This is a genomic window from Neorhizobium galegae (assembly GCF_021391675.1).
GTDB lineage: Bacteria > Pseudomonadota > Alphaproteobacteria > Rhizobiales > Rhizobiaceae > Neorhizobium > Neorhizobium galegae_B.
This window is the reverse complement of sequence record NZ_CP090095.1, coordinates 2,275,459-2,292,580: the sequence shown is the minus strand read 5'-3', so window position 1 is coordinate 2,292,580 and position 17,122 is coordinate 2,275,459. Positions and strand designations below refer to the sequence as shown.

The following is a 17,122-nucleotide window of genomic DNA, read 5'->3' as shown; positions in this document are numbered from 1 at the left end:
TAAAACCTCAGCCGATATGGCTCAGCAACTCGCTCGGATGATGGATGATCGCGTCGGCTCCGGCCTTGTTCAGCTCGTCCACCGAGGCGTAACCCCAGGCAACGCCGATCGCCGTGGTACCGGCCGCCTTCGCCATCTGCATATCGTAAATGGCATCGCCGATGACAAGGGTATCGGACGGTTTCATGCCGGTCTCGTCGCAGCATTCGGTCACCATCGCCGGATGCGGTTTCGAGGGGCAGTCGTCGGCGGTGCGCGACACCATGAAATACTTGTCGAACCCATGCGTCTCCACGACCAGCTTCAGGCCGCGCCGCGATTTGCCGGTCACCGCGCCGATCAGCAGATCCTTGCGCGGACCGATCGCGTCGATCAGTTCGCGAATCCCTTCGAACAACGGCTCCCTGAAACCGAGATCCTGGCGCACGACGGCAAACAGCGTCTTGTAATAGGCCATCATCTCGACGGCTTCGTCGTCCGCATGCGGCTTGCCCTGCATGCGGGCAATGGCGATGTCGAGCGTCAGCCCGATGATCGCCTTGGTGTCTTCAACCTTGGGCTCCGGCTTGCCGAAATGGGCAAAGGTGCGGCGCATGGTTTCATGGATCAGGTTCGCGCTGTCGACCAGCGTGCCGTCGCAATCGAAAAGGACCAGTTTCATTCGTCGTCGTCGTCCCTGCGGCCGTTTTCCATGTCGAACCCGAGAAGGTTCCAGCTCTGCACCATATGCGGCGGCAAAGGTGCCGTGACCTTCAGCCGTCCGCCGTTCGGATGCGGTATGTCGATATGGCGCGCATGCAGATGCAGCTTCTTCTGGATGCCGCCCGGAAAATCCCAGTTGTGATCGTCGTCGAAATATTTCGGGTCGCCGATGATCGGATGGCCGATATGCAGCGCATGCACGCGCAGCTGGTGGGTGCGGCCGGTATAGGGCTCCATCTCCATCCAGCAGAGCGTCTGCGCCGCCATTTCCAGCACCCGGTAATAGGACACCGCGTGATCGGCGCCGTCCTCGCCATGCCTGGCGATCCGCATGCGGTCGCCGTCCGGCGTCTGTTCCTTCACCAGCCAGGTGGAGATCTTGTCCTCGTGCTTGCGCGGCACGCCCTTGACCAGCGCCCAATAGGTCTTTTTGGTGTCGCGTTCGCGGAAGGCGGCCGTCAGCTTCTGCGCGGCACCACGGGTGCGGGCGATCACCAGCACGCCCGATGTGTCGCGGTCGAGCCGGTGGACGAGCCGCGGCTTTTCGCCCTTCGGGCTCACCCAGCTGTCGAGCATCTGGTCGATATGGCGCGCGACGCCCGATCCGCCCTGGACGGCCAAGCCCGCCGGCTTGTTGAGCACGATCACCTTCTCGTCCTCGTGCAGCACCATGCGCGACAGCAGTTCGAAATCGCTGGAATGCTTGAGATCCTTGCCGGCGATCGGACCCGTCTTCTTCGCATCCACGTCCAAAGGCGGGATGCGCACTGTCTGTCCCGGCTGTACGCGGGCGTCGGATTTCACGCGTCCGCCATCGACGCGCACCTGTCCGGAGCGCAGCAGTTTCTGCAGCGGCCCGAAGCCGAGGCCCGGGTAATGGATCTTGAACCAACGGTCGAGCCGCATGCCCGCCTCGTCCGCTTCGACGCGGATATGCTCGATGCCTGCCATCAAAGCTCTTTCATATCTGGATGTGGGCCAACGGCCCTTTGCCCGGTCTTTAGAGCATTGCCCGCCCGAGCGCCAGTCCGGCAAAAACCGCACAGAGCGAGATCGCCACGCTCGCGACGATATAGGTGACGCCCACCATGGTCGCGCCCCGCTCCAGGAGCGACACGACATCCAGCGAAAAGGCCGAGAACGTCGTGAAGCCGCCGAGAAAGCCGGTGATGATCAGCAACCGCATCTCGGGCGACGCATCGAAGCGCCGGACGATCAGCTCCGCAAGGAACCCGATCGCGAACGAGCCGGCGATATTGACGGCAAGCGTCCCCCACGGAAACGCCGGCCCCCACAGGCGCAGCGCCCAGAGCCCGACGAGATAACGGCAGACGGAGCCGATCGCTCCGCCGACGGCGACGAGAAGCATGTTGGTCATGGAACTTTCTCTAGGGCAGAAACGAGAATCGTCAAATCGATAAAATGCCGACGTTTTGTTTAAAGGGGAACAAATCAGGGCCGCCGTAATTATCATATTCTGAGAAAAGAGAGTGATGGGCGAGATGACACTACTGGTCAGCATATCGGCAAGCACCGCCGCACTCGCCATCGAGGCGCTGAAGCCCGGCCGGCGCATCTCGGCCAAGGATCAGGTCAAGGACATCAAGGCCGATTCGGACCGCAACCAGCGCCGCGCCGAAAACGCCGGCGACCCCGGCGATACCGAATTCATGATCCCCGCCACCACCGTTTCGCTCGACATGCTCACCGCCGACCAGAAGCCGCGCCAGCAGGTCACGTTCAGCCAGGTCGAGTCGGCCTATCGCGATCTGGAAGATTGATATCGCCCGGCGGGCCCTCATGCCGCCACGCACCGGATATTATGCCGCCCGCTCCCCGAGCGGGATCTCGCGTTCCAGTGATAGTCGATGAAATCGGCGGCCGGCAGCGGTTTGGAGAACAGCCAGCCCTGGCCGAAATGCACGTCGTGAGCCTTCAGATAGTCCGCCTGCTCCTCCGTCTCCACGCCTTCGGCGACGATCTGCAGGTCGAGCGTCTTCGCCATCTCGATGATGTGGCCGGTGACCGAGCTGGTGGCGCTGTTGCGGCCGATCGTGTCGACGAAGGACTTGTCGATCTTCAGCGCATCCATCGGCAGCCCCTGCAGGTATTGCAGGCTGGAATATCCCGTACCGAAGTCGTCGATCGCTACCGAATGGCCTCTTTGCCGAGCCGCGGTTAATGTCGTCCGCGCCGCCTCGATGTCGATGAAGCCGCGTTCCGTGGCCTCCAGCCAGATCTGCCCCGCCGCTATTCCAGTCTTCGCGAGTTTCCTGTCGAGCACGTCGAGTATGCGCCCGGAGGTGACGTCGGCGGCGGAAAGGTTGACGGCGATATGCAGCAAACTGTCCGCCCTGAGCAGTCCACCGAGATCGGCAATGATCGCTTCGATGACCTGGTCGGTGATTGGCAGAATAAGTCCGCTCTCCTCGGCGAGCGGAATGAACAGGTCCGGGCGCACCAGCGACCCATCCGGTCGCCGCCAGCGCACCAGCGCCTCGGCGCCGACGCAGATGCCGGTCTTGAGCTCGATGATCGGCTGGTAGTGGACGATGAATTCGCGCTTGCGCACTGCGATCGCCAGCTCCCCGAGCGGTGACAGTCTTTTCCTGGACAGCCAGACCACCACGCCGACAATGAAGATGGCGACGAAGGCACCGACCGGCAGCAGCAGGAGCTGTTCCTCCCGCAGCCTGCCGGTCAGGTTGGAGCGCGGCTCCATGGCGATCGCGATCAACCCCTTGTTGCGTGCTATCGCGTAGAGAACCGAGGAGGTCATGCCGTTCTTCGGCTCGTCGATCAGCGCGTTGACCAGGTCCGTTTCGGGGGAATTGAGTTCGTTGATCAGCATGCCCTGCCGGTTGGCGAGCGCCAGGGAAATGTCGGCGTCCACCAGGATGTCGATGAAACGGGCCGGGTCTACCAGCACGTTATAGGGGCCGTAATGCAGCCCCATCATCGGATTGCCCATGCTGACCGCCGGCTGCACGCGGGTGGCGACTTCCACGCCGTCGGGCGTCATGTAGTCGATCCACGGCCTGTCGACCTTGCGCTCCTCGATCCCCCAGGAGGTGCATTTCAGCAGGCCGTTCTCGAAATAGCCGACTTCCTTGACCGAGGGCGTATTGAAGGCGATCACCCGCATCCGGGCGATATGCTGGTCCGAACAGGGCACCAGGCGCGGATAGGCGAGCGAATCGAGCGCCGCCCGCGCGTCCTCGAACGTCCTGCTCGCACGCATGATCGTCTGCTCGGCGAGCCGTTCGAGATTGTTCTGCTGTTTCTCGACCGTGATGACCCACGAAATGTAGACCATCGCGCCAATCGGAACGATTGCCCCGAGCAGGCCGAGAAAAATGGCCGCCGCAATCACCCCAGAACGTCGCAGTTCCATTGCCGAAACCTTTGATGAGAGGTCTTGGCGACATTCATCGCGGACTTCTGTTAAGATTTCTTGATGCAACTCGATCAGGTTGTATCGAAGCAATTTCTAAAGCCCTGCCGGTTGCGTACTGCCCGCGCAAGTCGGGCCGAATGGGCATCTCCGTCCGGCAAGCCGGGAGAGGATTTTAGGCCCGGCGGCCTGCGAAACGCAGCGGAAGTCCGTCGAAAGCTTTGATTTCCTTCAGGACGAAGGTCGTCTGCATTTCCTTGATGCGCGGTAACCGCCGCAGCGTCGACATGGCGAAATCCGCATAGGCGTCGAGATCCGGTGAGACGACCTGCAGCAGGAAATCCGCGTCGCCCGCGATGCTGTAACAGGCGATTACCTCGTCCAGCCCGATCACCTCCGCCGCGAACGCTTCCGCTTCTTCTTCGCTATGGCTGTCGATCTTGACGCGGATGAAGGCGAGTACGCCGAGGCCGATCGCCTTTCGGTTCAGCACCGCCTTGTAGCCCTGGATGACGCCCGTCTCCTCGAGGTGCCGGACGCGCCGCCAACTCGGCGATGTCGAAAGCCCGATCCTGTCCGCGAGCGCCTGATTGGTCAGGCGGCCGTCCTCCTGCAACGCTTCCAGAATTCGTATATCTGCCGGCTCAACGTCGTTCGCCATCAAACTCTACCCACAGTTCCATTTCAATAGGTAGATCCTACCCCAAAATGCTTGAAGGGAGAAGTAAAAGGCAGGATCGACCGGACGATCTCGAGTAATCTGCGGCCCCTCTTCCACTGATGGATACCCTGCCCGCCCATGACCGACGAAATCCGCATCGCCATCATCGTCAACCCTGCCCTGCCGCTCGGCCTCCTTGCCAACACGGCCGGCGCCATCTCGATCGGCCTCGGCGCTCGCGTGCCCGCGCTCGCGGCTCGCCGGCTGACCGATCGCCAAGGTCGCACGATCGATATCAGCTCTTCCCTGCCGGTGCCGATCCTGCAGGCGCCGGCGGATACGATCAGATCCCTGTTGCTGAAGGCCCTGTTGCTGTCGCAGGACTACGCGATTGTCCCCTTTCCGGCTTTCGCCAGATCGCTGCATGACTATCGGGCCTACGAGGCCGCCTTCCCCGATCGCGATCTGGCGGAAGAGGAGATCGACGGCCTTGGCCTTGCCGGGCCTTCTAAATGGATAAAGTCGCTGACCGGCAGCCTCAAACTGCTGCGCTAGAGACGAAGAGCCCGCTCCGAGGAGCAGGCTCTGTCGAACTTCACTTGTGTACGTGGCCGCCCGGCCCCGCGGCCTCGACCGGCAGTGTGATGTCGATCTTACCGGCCTTCTCGAAGGTCAGGGTCACCGGGACCTTGCCGCCCTGCGTGAAAGGTTCCTTGACCTTGATGAACATCAGATGCAGCCCGCCGGGCGTCAGTTCGACGGTCTTGCCCGCCGGGATGGCTATGCCGGTATCGAGCCTGCGCATTTTCATCACCTCGCCCTGCATGGCCATCTCGTGCAGCTCGACGGTGCCTGCGACGGGCGAGGCAACCGAGACCAGCATGTCGTCGGATTTGCCGCTGTTCTTGATGGTCAGATAGCCGCCGCCGACTGGCTGGCCGGGCAACATGGCCTTGGTGAAGGCGCTGGTAATTTCCAGGTCGCCGAGTTTGACGGGCGCATCATCAGCGGCCGCCGCCCCAGAAAAAGCGATGCTGGTCGCAGCGAAAATGCCGAGGAAAGCGAGTTTGGTGAAGGTCTTCATGAAATATCCCCATACGGTGACTGGATCCATGCCGGTCGACCGCGATTGATCTGAGCAGATTAAAGGATCAGATCGAGATCGGCGGGGCGCGGGATTTCGGCCGGGCGACGGCCGTGATGCCGAGCAATTCGGAAAACCGGCGCAGCGGATTGGCAAGCGAGGCGCGCTCGCCGGCAAGCCAGGCCTCGTCGTCCGGCGGCGGCAGGATGACCGATGCGGCCAGCAGGCAGACTTCGCAGAGCGGTTTTGCCGCCGGCATCCGGTGGCCGTGCTCGCCTTCGGAACAGATATCGGCAAACGTGCCGTCCGGCAGCCGATAGGCTTCGCTGTAGGAATCGATGGGTGCCGAGGCCTGCACCGGCTGATGCGCAAACCCCAGCAAAAGCAGCAGCATCGCGCAGAAAACGCGCGTCCAGCTCGCCGCCATGTCCAGTCTTGCCGTCATTGTTCCGCCTGTTCGACCGATGCGGGGAATAACCCAGATCACGATAAAGCGCAAAAGCCCTTTTGTCGCGTGATACCGCATCTCTGTCGCCTCGCATTGCATTAGATCAAATCGCGTTTGCTGCGCTGCGACAAAAATCGTGCCCACCGCGACATCAGGGGCTTGCCAAACCGTGATCGAGGTCGATAATACCACTCAGACTCGCTGGGAGAAGCCGCTTAGATGCGGTGCCGAAGGAGCAACCGCCCCGGAAACTCTCAGGCAAAAGGACCAGCAGTCGACCGACAGGAACTCTGGAGAGAGGCCCGAAGAGGGCCCGCCGAAGGGATAACAATCTCAGGCGACAAGGACAGAGGGGGCTCATAAACCGGTGCGTCACTGCGCCTGAATCTGAGCCGGCGCTCGAAATGCGCCAACCCTGGAGGCGTCCTTGGACGATCAAACCGTTCTCAAGACCACCCCGCTTCACGCCCTCCATCTGTCGCTCGGCGCCAGGATGGTGCCCTTTGCCGGCTACGACATGCCGGTGCAATATCCGGCCGGCGTGCTGAAGGAACATCTGCACACCCGCACCGCCGCGGGGCTTTTCGACGTCTCCCATATGGGCCAGGTCGTCATCCGTGCGAAATCCGGCGCTTACGAGGATGCAGCCCTTGCGCTTGAAACCCTGGTGCCCGTCGATATTCTCGGCCTGAAACCCGGCCGCCAGCGTTACGGCTTCTTCACCGACGACAATGGCGGCATCCTCGACGACCTGATGATCACCAATCGCGGCGACCACCTGTTCGTCGTCGTCAACGCCTCCTGCAAGGACGCTGATCTCGCCCATATGCAGGCGCACTTGGCCGGCTGCGATGTCACGCTCCTTGAAGACCGCGCGCTCCTCGCCCTCCAGGGTCCGCGCGCCGAGGGCGCCCTGGCGGCTCTCTGGCCGGATGTCACCTCCATGAAGTTCATGGACGTCCGCGACGCGTCTCTGCACGATGTCGACGGCATCATCTCCCGCTCCGGTTATTCCGGCGAGGACGGGTTCGAGATCTCGGTTCCGGCAGACCAGGCAGAGCAGATCGCGAGCGCGCTGCTCGAAGACCTGCACTGCCAGCCGATCGGCCTCGGCGCCCGCGATTCGCTGCGCCTGGAAGCCGGCCTCTGCCTCTATGGCAACGACATCGACACGACCACCTCGCCGATCGAGGCGGCGCTGGAATGGGCGATCCAGAAACCCCGCCGCCTGGGCGGCGCCCGCGCCGGCGGTTTTCCGGGCGCGGGCCGCATCCTCGGTGAACTGGCGAACGGCACCTCCCGCCGCCGTATCGGCCTGAAGCCGGAGGGCAAGGCGCCCGTCCGCGCCCACGCAAAACTTTATGCGGATGCGGAAGGGCGGACCGAGCTCGGCGAAGTTACCTCCGGCACCTTCGGCCCCTCGGTCGAAGGCCCCGTCGCCATGGGCTACGTGCCGACCCGCTTTGCCGAACCCGGCTGCCAGATCTTCGCGGAGGTGCGCGGCAAATATCTGCCCCTCACCGTCTCCGCCCTGCCTTTCATCACCCCTACTTACAAACGATAATCCTCCGGAGAGAACCATGTTGAAATTCACCGCCGAACACGAATGGCTGAAGCTCGAAGACGGTGTTGCCACCGTCGGCATCACCTCTCACGCTGCCGAACAGCTCGGCGATCTCGTTTTCGTGGAACTGCCGGAAGTAGGCAGCCAGCTCACCAAGGACGGCAATGCCGCGACCGTCGAAAGCGTCAAGGCTGCCTCCGACGTTTATTGTCCGCTGGATGGCGAAGTCACCGAGGTCAACCAGGCGATCGTCGACGATCCCTCGATCGTCAATTCCGATCCGCAGGGCAAGGGCTGGTTCTTCAAGCTGAAGCTCAAGAACGTGCCCGACGCCGACGCATTGATGGATGAGGCCGCCTACCAGGAACTGATCGCATGACCACCGACAGCACCGATTTCCATTTCACCGACTACCAGCCCTACGATTTCGCCAACCGCCGCCATATCGGCCCCTCGCCGACCGAAATGGCCGAGATGCTGAAGGTCGTCGGCTACAAAAACCTCGACGCCCTGATCGACGCCACCGTGCCATCCTCAATCCGCCAGACGACACCGCTCGCCTGGGGACCGGCGCTGACCGAACGCGAGGCGCTCGACAAGCTGCGCGATACCGCAAACCGGAACAAGCCGCTCGTCTCCCTGATCGGCCAGGGCTATTACGGCACGATCACCCCGCCGGTCATCCAGCGCAACATCCTTGAAAACCCCGCCTGGTACACCGCCTACACGCCCTACCAGCCGGAAATTTCGCAAGGCCGCCTCGAAGCGCTCCTCAATTTCCAGACGATGATCTGCGACCTGACCGGCCTCGACGTCGCCAACGCCTCGCTGCTCGACGAGGCGACCGCCGCCGCCGAAGCCATGGCGCTCTGCCAGCGCCAGGCGAAGTCGAAGGCGACCGCCTTCTTCGTCGATGCCGCCTGCCACCCGCAGACGATAGCCCTCATCGAAACCCGCGCCGCCCCGCTCGGCTGGAGCGTCATCATCGGCGACCCGATGACCGATCTCGATCCGGTCGACGTTTTTGGCGCGATCTTCCAGTATCCGGGCACCAACGGCCATGTCCGCGATTTCACCGGCCTGATCTCCCGCCTGCACCAGACCGGCGCCGTCGCCGCCGTCGCTGCCGATCCGCTGGCGCTGACGCTGCTCAAATCCCCCGGCGAAATGGGCGCCGACATCGCCATCGGCTCCTCCCAGCGTTTTGGCGTGCCGGTCGGTTACGGCGGCCCGCATGCGGCCTATATGGCGGTCAAGGATGCCCACAAGCGCGCCATGCCCGGCCGCCTGGTCGGCGTCTCGGTCGACAGCCGCGGCAATCGCGCCTACCGCCTGTCGCTGCAGACCCGCGAGCAGCATATCCGCCGCGAAAAGGCGACCTCGAACATCTGCACCGCCCAGGTGCTGCTGGCCGTCATGGCCTCCATGTACGGCGTCTTCCACGGCCCGGACGGCTTGAAGGCGATCGCCCAGCAGGTCCACCGCAAGGCCGTGCTGATGGCCAAGGGCCTCGAAAAGCTTGGGTATACGATCGAACCCGACACCTTCTTCGACACGATCACCGTCGAGGTCGGCCACATGCAGGGCCTGATCATGCGCGCCGCCGTCGCCGAAGGCGTCAACCTGCGCAAGGTCGGTGAAACCCGCATCGGCATGTCGCTCGACGAGCGTACAAGGCCGGCGACGCTCGAAGCCGTCTGGCGTGCCTTCGGCGGCAATTTCAAGGTCTCGGATTTCGAGCCCACCTGGCGCCTGCCGACCGCGCTGCTGCGCAAATCCGACTACATGACCCACCCGATCTTCCACATGAACCGCGCCGAAAGCGAAATGACCCGCTATATCCGCCGGCTCTCGGACCGGGACCTGGCGCTCGACCGGGCGATGATCCCGCTCGGCTCCTGCACCATGAAGCTCAATGCCACAGCTGAAATGCTGCCGATCACCTGGCCGGAATTTGCCGACATCCACCCCTTCGTGCCAGCGGACCAGGCGCTCGGCTACAAGGAAATGATCGACGACCTGTCGCAGAAGCTCTGCCAGATCACCGGCTACGACGCCTTCTCCCTGCAGCCGAATTCCGGCGCGCAAGGCGAATATGCGGGCCTGCTCACCATCCGCAACTACCACATCGCCAAGGGCGATACTCACCGCGACGTCTGCCTCATCCCGACCTCCGCGCACGGCACCAACCCGGCGTCCGCCCAGATGGTCGGCATGAAGGTCGTCGTCGTAAAAGTCCGAGACAACGGCGATATCGACCTCGACGATTTCCGCGCCAAGGCGGAGCAATATGCCGAAAACCTCTCGGCCTGCATGATTACCTACCCCTCGACCCACGGCGTCTTCGAGGAAACGGTGCGCGAGATCTGCGAGATCACCCACGCCCACGGCGGCCAGGTCTATCTCGACGGCGCCAACATGAACGCCATGGTCGGCTTGTCCCGCCCCGGTGACATCGGCTCCGACGTCTCCCACCTCAACCTCCACAAGACCTTCTGCATCCCGCATGGCGGCGGCGGTCCCGGCATGGGCCCGATCGGCGTCAAGTCGCATCTGGCGGCACATCTCCCCGGCCACCCGGCGACGGATGGTCGTGACGGTGCCGTCTCGGCCGCGCCCTTCGGCTCGCCGTCGATCCTGCCGATCTCCTGGTCCTACTGCCTGATGATGGGCGGCGAAGGCCTGACCCAGGCGACCAAGGTGGCGATCCTCAACGCCAACTATATCGCGGCACGCCTGAAGGGCGCCTATGACGTGCTCTACAAGTCGGAGGCAGGCCGCGTCGCGCATGAATGCATCATCGACACGCGCCCGCTCAACGTCTCGGCCGGCGTCAGCGTCGACGATGTCGCAAAACGCCTGATCGACTGCGGTTTCCACGCCCCGACCATGAGCTGGCCGGTCGCCGGCACGCTGATGATCGAGCCGACCGAAAGCGAGACCAAGGCCGAACTCGACCGGTTCTGCGATGCGATGCTGGCGATCCGCGAGGAAGCCCGCGCCATCGAGGAAGGCCGCATGGACCGGACGAACAACCCGCTGAAGAACGCCCCGCACACGGTGGAAGACCTGGTCGGAGAATGGGATCGCCCCTATTCCCGCGAACAGGCCTGCTACCCGCCCGGCGCCTTCCGCGTCGACAAATACTGGTCCCCGGTCAACCGCGTCGACAACGTCTACGGCGACCGCAACCTCGTCTGCACCTGCCCGCCGCTGGAGGCTTACGCGGAGGCAGCCGAGTAAGGCGCTCACATATGCTCAGCCAAATGTAAAAATGCGGTATTTTAGTTGATCAATCTACAATCGCTGGCATCGGCCAGCGGTTGTAAGAAAGTGAATTCACCATCAAAATATCACTGGAATAGTTTCCTCCATAGAATAGTCAGAAGAATAAAAGCAGTAATTGTTATTGAGATATATAAAGAGACATATACATAGAAAATGGGAATGGCTCCTAAAATCGGATAGCCAAAAACTCCCGATAGATCAAAAGACATGATCTTTAAACCTGTTGATATTTTTATCGGAAGCTCCTCAATCGCGGACGGCACCGTGATGATCAGGGAAATTGCACATGAAAATGCAATGCAACCAAGTATAAGAATTGATTTTATTTCTTTGACATAGTGGTGGCGAACATCTTCAGAGAACGAGACGGCAAATGCCAATACGGCCCCGCCGATACCCACAATCCATGTCCCCCATCCTCTGATTTCCCGAAGAGCCTCCAGCTGGAGCTGAATCTCATCCATCAACGCCTCCCGTGAATACTATCAACTCGAGGAATGTGAACCTCGAGAATACAGGAGCCTTTTCAAATTGCATCACATTTCAACTTTTGCGTTAAATTTAGTTATTCTACGTTTAGCTTGGAAGTGTCCAGGGGAGATCCGCAGATAAACGAAAATGGTCAGTCATCGGGGCTCAAGCAACAATCTGCAGAATATGTCGCCCCGTTCCGGCACATCTGTGCCGCGCCGTAATACGCTTCCCTTACCCTTCCCGTTCAGTCTTCCTTGAAGCTCTTGCCCTAAAACATCTGTCATCGGGTTTGGGGATGCTTGCCATGGGTCTGTCGGCGGTGATGAACATTGCGGTTTCGGGCATGCAGGCCCAGGCCAAACGCCTTGCGACCGCGGCGCACAACATCGCCAATGCCCAGACCCCCGGCTACAACCGCCTCGACACCCAGGTCTCCTCGCTCCCCAATTCCGGCGGCGTCACCACCACCGTCACCCCGTCCACCTCGGTCACCTTCCCCGAAAGCTCGAATGTCGACATGGCCAGCGAAATGCTCGACGCCTTCACCTCGGCGCAGGGCTTTGCCGCCAACGCGGCAGCGTTCGAGACGGGCGCGGACATGTGGGACGTGCTGATGAGCATCAAGCGGGATTGAGGGAGCCGTCTGCCTCACGCAGACGGCGTTAGGCGAGAGTCTGGCACGATATGACTGCTGTCGGCCCTGACCGATTGATGCTGCAGGTCGCATGAATGACCGCTATTCATTCTGTGCGGCAAGCCGTTTGGCTAGGATACCGATCAGGATCGCGGCAATAACAAGAAACACGGCGCCGACAATCCAAGCCGTAGGTGTTGAGTAGACCTCAGCGATGGCTCCCGCCAAAATCAGGCCCAAAGCTGCTCCGAGTTGCTGTATCAGTGACCTCAGAGACAGCATTGTGGATCGCTGGCGGTCTTCTACGCATCTATGCAGAATACTGCTGGCCGGCGTCTCAGAAACACCAAGGAGAACAGAATAGAGGATGAAAACCGTCACAAAGCCGACGATGCTGCCTTGTAAAGCCAATGCGATCTGAACGCCCGCCAAGCAGGCAAAAGCCGCCGCAAGTGTAATCGCGTGCCGCCGTCTGAAAATCCGACTGATCCGTGGAGACAACCATGCGCCGAATGCGATTGAGAAGAAATAGGCAGCGGTCAGGACACCGATAATTGTATTTGCATAGCCTTCCTCCAACATGGGTTTTGCATGGGTCGGCCAGATCACCTCTACCGGGTTGGTCGCCATTAGGAAAAACGCCAGAGCTGCCAAAAGTACCGACAACGCCGGATGTCTCAGTGCGAGAAGACCTGCGTCTTTGACCACCAATGGTACAGTTGCGACCCCCTGTTTCAGAGCATGGGGGTTCAGCGGGCGCGGTTTTTCCACAATGAAAAACAGGGTATAGACGAACACCCCAAGCATCACTGCCAAGCTCGCCGCGTAAGACACATCATAGATACTGAAACCCAGCCTCTCTGCCACTGAGCCAAAGAGATCGGGCAGAAGGCCCCCCAAAACAGCCCCCACCGCCAAGCCCATGGCATTGGCCCATTGCGCTTTTGCGAGAGCGGGTTGAACATCCACATTCGGCGCAGCGGCTTTAAAGGTTTCAACGAACCAAGCGTCGAGCGTGCCCGACCGTAGTGCACGTCCAAAACCGATGAAGGCAAATGAGAGCGCGAGAACATAGAAATCGCTTGTCGAGAGAAAGAGTGCGAGGGAGATCAAGCTGACGACAACCGCGGCCAAAAAGACCGGCTTGCGTCCAATGTTGTCGGCCAACCCGCCGAACGGGAGTTCCATCGCCATGGTCGTAAGTGAGTAGACCCCAAAAAGTAGTGAGATCTGGAAGAGGTCCATGCCTCGATCGGTCAAGGCCAGTGCAACAACGGCAACCGTCAAACCCATCGCAAAACGATCGAGAAACTGGTGGACCTGAAATACCCGGATGTGCCGTCTCGCCGGAACGGTCAGCGCAGCGAAGGAGAAATCTAATTCAATTGCCATGGTCGCACCTTCGGCTTTGCAGGCAACTTGCGCAATACCTCGGTGGACCCGGGCCTCATCTAGCGCACACTAAAGCGGTCGTTCGAACAAGTGCGGCGAAAGCCCGGTTTGTCCCGCAAAGCAGCCATGGTCTTATGCATTTGGCATTGGCTTTTTGCGTGGATTATAGTTTTGGGGGCGTTAGTAGCCCCTCCTCAACGGGGATACTCCTGAACACGTCCTCCAACCCTTTCAACACCTTACCGCAAATCTCCATCCTCTTTCATCCCCTCCCTTCCAACCCGTGCCTACAATCCCGCCGTTCCGTCGCGGATACACCGGCAGGCGTGCCGGCGAGGCGGGACCGACGCGGACGTCAAGGGCAAGACGCAAAACCTTGGCGTTCGGGTTCGCTGAAAATGGTCTCCCTCCGGCGACAACGGGGAGAGATGAAGGCAAACGGACCGAGCCTTCGTCTCTTGAAGCCCGAAAGCGCGCGCCGGACGTGCCTGTGCGGCACACATGGTGGCTGACCGGATGGTGTCGCCGGATTTTTCAAAGTCCGACCGACCCTCGTCCTCGGGTTAAACCCGAGGATAACCCGAGGGCATCGGAGAAACCGGCGGAGATTTGTGGATGCCTTGCCGATCAGATCGGATGGGGCGTCCCGGGTCATACGAACACCGTCCGGAAAGGCCACGGCAGAGGGACCGAAGTCGCGGGCATAAACCGCCGAACGGGGCGCTGAGAGGTGTCACTTATTACTTACCTTACGAGGCAGCTTTCAGCGCCCCGTCCGATCCTCGCCCTCGGGTTAAACCCGAGGGCCGCCCGAGGATGACGAAAAGAAACTCAAGCTCGCCAAGGGAGGAGTGTGTCCGATGGGAGCTCGAAAATCTCCGCCCTCACCCCGCCAGCTTTTTCTCCTCGGCTTGGACCCGCGGGCCGCCGTCGATATCGACCACCGCAAAGGCGGCCGCGATGACCTCCGGTCCGGCACCCGGGCGGGTGGCGTCGGTGGAGAGGATCTGACGAAACCGCCGTGCGCCGGCAAATCCCTGGAACAGCCCGACCATGTGCCTTGTGACGTGATGCAGCCGCCCGCCCCGGCCGATCAGCTCCGCCGCATAGTCCGCCATCGTATCGCGCAGCGCCGGCCAGTCGAATTCGGCGGTGGCGACCCCGGCAGGGCTGGCATCCTTCAGGAACGCATCCACCCCGGCCAGAAGTCCGGTATTGTGATAGGCGGCGCGGCCGAGCATCACCCCGTCCATATGGGCGAGATGGTTTGCCGCCTGTTCCAGATCGGCGATGCCGCCGTTGATGCCCATGAACACGTCCGGGTTTTCCCGCTTCATGGCATAGACCAGCTCGTAATCGAGCGGCGGCACTTCGCGGTTTTCCTTCGGCGAAAGCCCCTGAAGCCAGGCCTTGCGGGCATGGATCCAGACCGCATCCGCCCCCGCCCCGATCACCCGGCCAAGAAAGTCCGGCAGCACGTCCGTCGGCTCCTGGTCGTCAACGCCGATGCGGCATTTCACGGTGACCGGCACGCTCGACACCCGCTTCATCGCCGCGACGAGGTCAGCGACATGTGCCGGATCCCGCATCAGGCAGGCGCCAAAGGTGCCCGACTGCACCCGGTCCGACGGGCAGCCGACATTGAGGTTGATCTCGTCATAGCCGTAATCGGCCGCGATCCGCACCGCCTCGCCAAGCTTTTCCGGGTCCGAACCGCCGAGCTGCAGCGCAACCGGATGTTCGGCCGGCGAAAAGGACAAGAGCCTCTCGCGCGGCCCATGAATGATCGCATCGGCCACCACCATCTCGGTATAGAGCAGCGCGGATTTCGACAATTGCCGATGCAGGAAACGGCAATGCCTGTCGGTCCAATCGATCATCGGCGCAACGGCGAAAACTGGAGCCTTGAAATATCTGTTTTTATCTTTTTTTGCAGGCTGTTGCAGCACTCAGTTCTCCGTCTTGTCTACGCTCGTTTTGTACCAAATTCGCCTGTTTTGAGGCCGGACCTGGCACAATGTACCAACTGGAATCGCCATGTACCAAACGGGGATACGGTCATGGGCACTATCACCGCGCGCAATCGAAAAGATGGCAGCGTCAGCTACATGGCACGCTTGCGAGTTATGCGGAATGGCGCAACTTATCACGAGACAGAGACTTTTAACAGACGGCAGGTGGCCGCCGCGTGGATGAAGAAGCGCGAGCGTGAACTCGAAAAGCCGGGAGCTATCGCCGGCGCTATTGCGGTTGACCCGACCTTGGCGAAAGCCATCAATCGCTACACAGAGGAGTCCACGCCCTTAGATCTCACGATCGGCTGCCGACGCATCCAGATCCGCGACGGTTGGCAGCGCCTTCTGCTCGCCGAATCTCACGCCCGTCAGCTTCTCGGATAGGTCCCAAAGCCGGCTGGCGACCTGCGTCTCCAGCGATTGCTTCGGAGGCCTTGCGTCGATCGGGTAGCCGCGCGTCTCGCTCAGCTTGTCCGGACCGTAGTACCCCCCTTTGCGGGCGTGGGGAGACGTTGCCGCGAACAAGGTCGGTAGAGCGCCTTGCGCTGCCGGCTGGAACAAGAACCACAGCAGCGAGCGAACGAGGCCTTGAGCACTGCGGCGACCCGGCGCGTTGTGCAGGAGATCTGTCCGCGAGATACCGGGATGCGCGGCGATACTCGTGATGCCCCAGCCGGCGGCGTCGCTTCGGCGCTGGAGTTCGAACGCGAACATCAGGCAGGCGAGCTTGGACCGGCTGTAAACCGGCATGGGCTTGTAATCCCGTTCGGCCTGCAGGTCATCGAAGTTGATCGCGGCGCTGCTGCTGCGGGCGGCGACGCTGGAGAGCGTCACGACGCGCGGATTTTGGCCGCGTCCGAGAAGCGGCAGAAGATGCGCCGTCAGGGCAAAATGGCCAAGATAGTTGGTGCCGAACTGCAACTCGAAGCCGTCGGCGGTGGTCCTGCGATGTGGCGGCGTCATCACTCCTGCATTATTGATGAGGACGTCGACGCTCTCTCGGCTATCGCCAAGCCGCCTGCCGAATGCGGCGATCGAGCCCAGATCTCCGAGATCGATCGCCTCGAAGGTTACAGCTGCGCCTGGCACACTCTGGTTGATCCGAGTGACGGCGGCGGCCCCTTTTGCCGGGTTCCGTCCAGCGATGATCACATCGCCACCGGCGCGGGCGAGCGCCAGCGCGTCTTCGAAGCCGAGACCGCCTGTGCCGGTCACGACGATCGTTCTGCCACGTTGGGACGGGATACTCTCGGTGGTCCAATTCTTGGGCATCGTAGTTCCTTTCGTTCAGATAAGCCGCTGATCCAGGTGCGGCCACCGAAGGCGCTCATGTCGGGAGTGACCTTCGGTGGCCCTGGAGGACGCCATGGGATTGGGGCGGGCGGCGACCTCCATCGGATCTGAGGGAATGGGGTGGTTCCCCGATCCGATTTCTGTCCGTCGTGACCGGAATCGTGACCAGCGGC

At 61.5% G+C, this 17,122-nt stretch carries 18 protein-coding genes and 2 riboswitches; of the genes, 7 read left to right on the top strand and 11 right to left on the bottom strand.

What is annotated here, in order from left to right:
• Positions 1-7: 7 nt before the first annotated feature.
• Genes LZK81_RS11455 through crcB form a run of 3 tightly spaced genes read right to left on the bottom strand, consistent with a single transcriptional unit; the run spans position 8 to position 2,080 of the window.
• The gene (locus LZK81_RS11455; protein ID WP_233956364.1) at positions 8-661 is read right to left on the bottom strand and encodes an HAD family hydrolase; all 654 of its coding nucleotides are present in this window, start codon (positions 659-661) and stop codon (positions 8-10) included.
• Positions 658-1,653: an RluA family pseudouridine synthase gene (locus LZK81_RS11450; protein ID WP_046607056.1), complete on the bottom strand. Its 996-nt coding sequence runs from the start codon at positions 1,651-1,653 to the stop codon at positions 658-660. Before LZK81_RS11450 ends, LZK81_RS11455 begins: the two co-directional genes overlap by 4 nt.
• A gap of 49 nt (positions 1,654-1,702) precedes the next feature.
• Positions 1,703-2,080: a fluoride efflux transporter CrcB gene (gene crcB, locus LZK81_RS11445; protein WP_046607057.1), complete on the bottom strand. Its 378-nt coding sequence runs from the start codon at positions 2,078-2,080 to the stop codon at positions 1,703-1,705.
• Between the two features lie 115 nt (positions 2,081-2,195).
• Between crcB and LZK81_RS11440 the strand changes: the two genes are divergently transcribed.
• Positions 2,196-2,483, top strand: a complete 288-nt coding sequence (locus tag LZK81_RS11440; protein WP_052753652.1) for a hypothetical protein — start codon at positions 2,196-2,198, stop codon at positions 2,481-2,483.
• 17 nt (positions 2,484-2,500) lie between these two features.
• Here LZK81_RS11440 and LZK81_RS11435 read toward each other — a convergent pair whose 3' ends face one another.
• Both LZK81_RS11435 and LZK81_RS11430 read right to left on the bottom strand, forming a co-directional pair.
• Positions 2,501-4,096, bottom strand: coding sequence for an EAL domain-containing protein (locus tag LZK81_RS11435; protein WP_233956363.1), 1,596 nt, complete (start codon positions 4,094-4,096; stop codon positions 2,501-2,503).
• Between the two features lie 175 nt (positions 4,097-4,271).
• Positions 4,272-4,757 carry an Lrp/AsnC family transcriptional regulator gene (locus LZK81_RS11430; RefSeq protein ID WP_046607059.1) on the bottom strand — a complete coding sequence of 162 codons (486 nt, stop codon included), beginning with the start codon at positions 4,755-4,757 and terminating at the stop codon, positions 4,272-4,274.
• A gap of 138 nt (positions 4,758-4,895) precedes the next feature.
• Here LZK81_RS11430 and LZK81_RS11425 point away from each other — a divergent pair, with 138 nt between their 5' ends.
• Positions 4,896-5,312 carry a DUF2000 domain-containing protein gene (locus tag LZK81_RS11425; protein WP_233956361.1) on the top strand — a complete coding sequence of 139 codons (417 nt, stop codon included), beginning with the start codon at positions 4,896-4,898 and terminating at the stop codon, positions 5,310-5,312.
• A gap of 40 nt (positions 5,313-5,352) precedes the next feature.
• On the opposite strand, the gene LZK81_RS11420 is transcribed toward LZK81_RS11425, so the two are convergent.
• The gene (locus LZK81_RS11420; RefSeq protein ID WP_418936489.1) at positions 5,353-5,841 is read right to left on the bottom strand and encodes a copper chaperone PCu(A)C; all 489 of its coding nucleotides are present in this window, start codon (positions 5,839-5,841) and stop codon (positions 5,353-5,355) included.
• A 67-nt stretch (positions 5,842-5,908) separates the two neighbouring features.
• Complete coding sequence (locus LZK81_RS11415; RefSeq protein WP_233956360.1) at positions 5,909-6,286, bottom strand: hypothetical protein; 378 nt, start codon at positions 6,284-6,286, stop codon at positions 5,909-5,911.
• A gap of 195 nt (positions 6,287-6,481) precedes the next feature.
• A riboswitch (glycine riboswitch) is annotated at positions 6,482-6,569 on the top strand.
• Positions 6,570-6,649: riboswitch (glycine riboswitch) on the top strand.
• 67 nt (positions 6,650-6,716) lie between these two features.
• Here LZK81_RS11415 and gcvT point away from each other — a divergent pair.
• Genes gcvT through gcvP form a run of 3 tightly spaced genes read left to right on the top strand, consistent with a single transcriptional unit; the run spans position 6,717 to position 11,096 of the window.
• Positions 6,717-7,853 (top strand): glycine cleavage system aminomethyltransferase GcvT, encoded by a 1,137-nt coding sequence (gene gcvT, locus LZK81_RS11410; protein WP_233956359.1) that lies wholly within the window; start codon positions 6,717-6,719, stop codon positions 7,851-7,853.
• A gap of 16 nt (positions 7,854-7,869) precedes the next feature.
• Positions 7,870-8,232 carry a glycine cleavage system protein GcvH gene (gene gcvH, locus LZK81_RS11405; protein ID WP_233956357.1) on the top strand — a complete coding sequence of 121 codons (363 nt, stop codon included), beginning with the start codon at positions 7,870-7,872 and terminating at the stop codon, positions 8,230-8,232.
• Entirely contained in the window at positions 8,229-11,096 is a 2,868-nt protein-coding gene (gene gcvP, locus LZK81_RS11400) for an aminomethyl-transferring glycine dehydrogenase (protein WP_233956356.1), read from the top strand. Before gcvH ends, gcvP begins: the two co-directional genes overlap by 4 nt.
• A gap of 110 nt (positions 11,097-11,206) precedes the next feature.
• Here the strand turns inward: gcvP and LZK81_RS11395 are convergent, their stop codons facing one another.
• Entirely contained in the window at positions 11,207-11,605 is a 399-nt protein-coding gene (locus tag LZK81_RS11395; protein ID WP_233956355.1) for a hypothetical protein, read from the bottom strand.
• Positions 11,606-11,919: 314 nt separating this feature from the next.
• Between LZK81_RS11395 and LZK81_RS11390 the strand changes: the two genes are divergently transcribed.
• Positions 11,920-12,249, top strand: a complete 330-nt coding sequence (locus tag LZK81_RS11390) for a flagellar basal body protein (protein WP_046607066.1) — start codon at positions 11,920-11,922, stop codon at positions 12,247-12,249.
• A gap of 102 nt (positions 12,250-12,351) precedes the next feature.
• Here the strand turns inward: LZK81_RS11390 and LZK81_RS11385 are convergent, their stop codons facing one another.
• Together LZK81_RS11385 and dusA are read right to left on the bottom strand one after the other, a co-directional pair.
• Entirely contained in the window at positions 12,352-13,641 is a 1,290-nt protein-coding gene (locus LZK81_RS11385) for an MFS transporter (protein WP_233956354.1), read from the bottom strand.
• Positions 13,642-14,525: 884 nt separating this feature from the next.
• Positions 14,526-15,521, bottom strand: coding sequence for a tRNA dihydrouridine(20/20a) synthase DusA (gene dusA / locus LZK81_RS11380; RefSeq protein ID WP_233956352.1), 996 nt, complete (start codon positions 15,519-15,521; stop codon positions 14,526-14,528).
• Here dusA and LZK81_RS11375 point away from each other — a divergent pair.
• Complete coding sequence (locus tag LZK81_RS11375) at positions 15,498-16,040, top strand: hypothetical protein (protein WP_233956351.1); 543 nt, start codon at positions 15,498-15,500, stop codon at positions 16,038-16,040. The genes dusA and LZK81_RS11375 overlap by 24 nt on opposite strands.
• Here LZK81_RS11375 and LZK81_RS11370 read toward each other — a convergent pair.
• On the bottom strand, positions 15,945-16,928 hold the full coding sequence (locus tag LZK81_RS11370; RefSeq protein ID WP_233956350.1) for an SDR family oxidoreductase: 984 nt from the start codon (positions 16,926-16,928) through the stop codon (positions 15,945-15,947). The two genes, LZK81_RS11375 and LZK81_RS11370, sit on opposite strands and share 96 nt — an antisense overlap.
• Positions 16,929-17,122: the final 194 nt, after the last annotated feature.

Bases quoted from the DNA above. Each gene is read 5' to 3' on its own strand.
- LZK81_RS11370 (WP_233956350.1), bottom strand. From the start codon at position 16,928: ATGCCCAAGAATTGGACCACCGAGAGTATCCCGTCCCAACGTGGCAGA.
- LZK81_RS11390 (WP_046607066.1), top strand. From the start codon at position 11,920: ATGGGTCTGTCGGCGGTGATGAACATTGCGGTTTCGGGCATGCAGGCC.
- crcB (WP_046607057.1), bottom strand. From the start codon at position 2,080: ATGACCAACATGCTTCTCGTCGCCGTCGGCGGAGCGATCGGCTCCGTC.
- dusA (WP_233956352.1), bottom strand. From the start codon at position 15,521: ATGATCGATTGGACCGACAGGCATTGCCGTTTCCTGCATCGGCAATTG.
- LZK81_RS11385 (WP_233956354.1), bottom strand. From the start codon at position 13,641: ATGGCAATTGAATTAGATTTCTCCTTCGCTGCGCTGACCGTTCCGGCG.
- LZK81_RS11450 (WP_046607056.1), bottom strand. From the start codon at position 1,653: ATGGCAGGCATCGAGCATATCCGCGTCGAAGCGGACGAGGCGGGCATG.
- LZK81_RS11420 (WP_418936489.1), bottom strand. From the start codon at position 5,841: ATGAAGACCTTCACCAAACTCGCTTTCCTCGGCATTTTCGCTGCGACC.
- LZK81_RS11425 (WP_233956361.1), top strand. From the start codon at position 4,896: ATGACCGACGAAATCCGCATCGCCATCATCGTCAACCCTGCCCTGCCG.
- LZK81_RS11455 (WP_233956364.1), bottom strand. From the start codon at position 661: ATGAAACTGGTCCTTTTCGATTGCGACGGCACGCTGGTCGACAGCGCG.
- LZK81_RS11430 (WP_046607059.1), bottom strand. From the start codon at position 4,757: ATGGCGAACGACGTTGAGCCGGCAGATATACGAATTCTGGAAGCGTTG.
- LZK81_RS11375 (WP_233956351.1), top strand. From the start codon at position 15,498: ATGCCTGTCGGTCCAATCGATCATCGGCGCAACGGCGAAAACTGGAGC.
- LZK81_RS11435 (WP_233956363.1), bottom strand. From the start codon at position 4,096: ATGGAACTGCGACGTTCTGGGGTGATTGCGGCGGCCATTTTTCTCGGC.
- gcvH (WP_233956357.1), top strand. From the start codon at position 7,870: ATGTTGAAATTCACCGCCGAACACGAATGGCTGAAGCTCGAAGACGGT.
- LZK81_RS11395 (WP_233956355.1), bottom strand. From the start codon at position 11,605: ATGGATGAGATTCAGCTCCAGCTGGAGGCTCTTCGGGAAATCAGAGGA.
- LZK81_RS11440 (WP_052753652.1), top strand. From the start codon at position 2,196: ATGGGCGAGATGACACTACTGGTCAGCATATCGGCAAGCACCGCCGCA.
- gcvP (WP_233956356.1), top strand. From the start codon at position 8,229: ATGACCACCGACAGCACCGATTTCCATTTCACCGACTACCAGCCCTAC.
- LZK81_RS11415 (WP_233956360.1), bottom strand. From the start codon at position 6,286: ATGACGGCAAGACTGGACATGGCGGCGAGCTGGACGCGCGTTTTCTGC.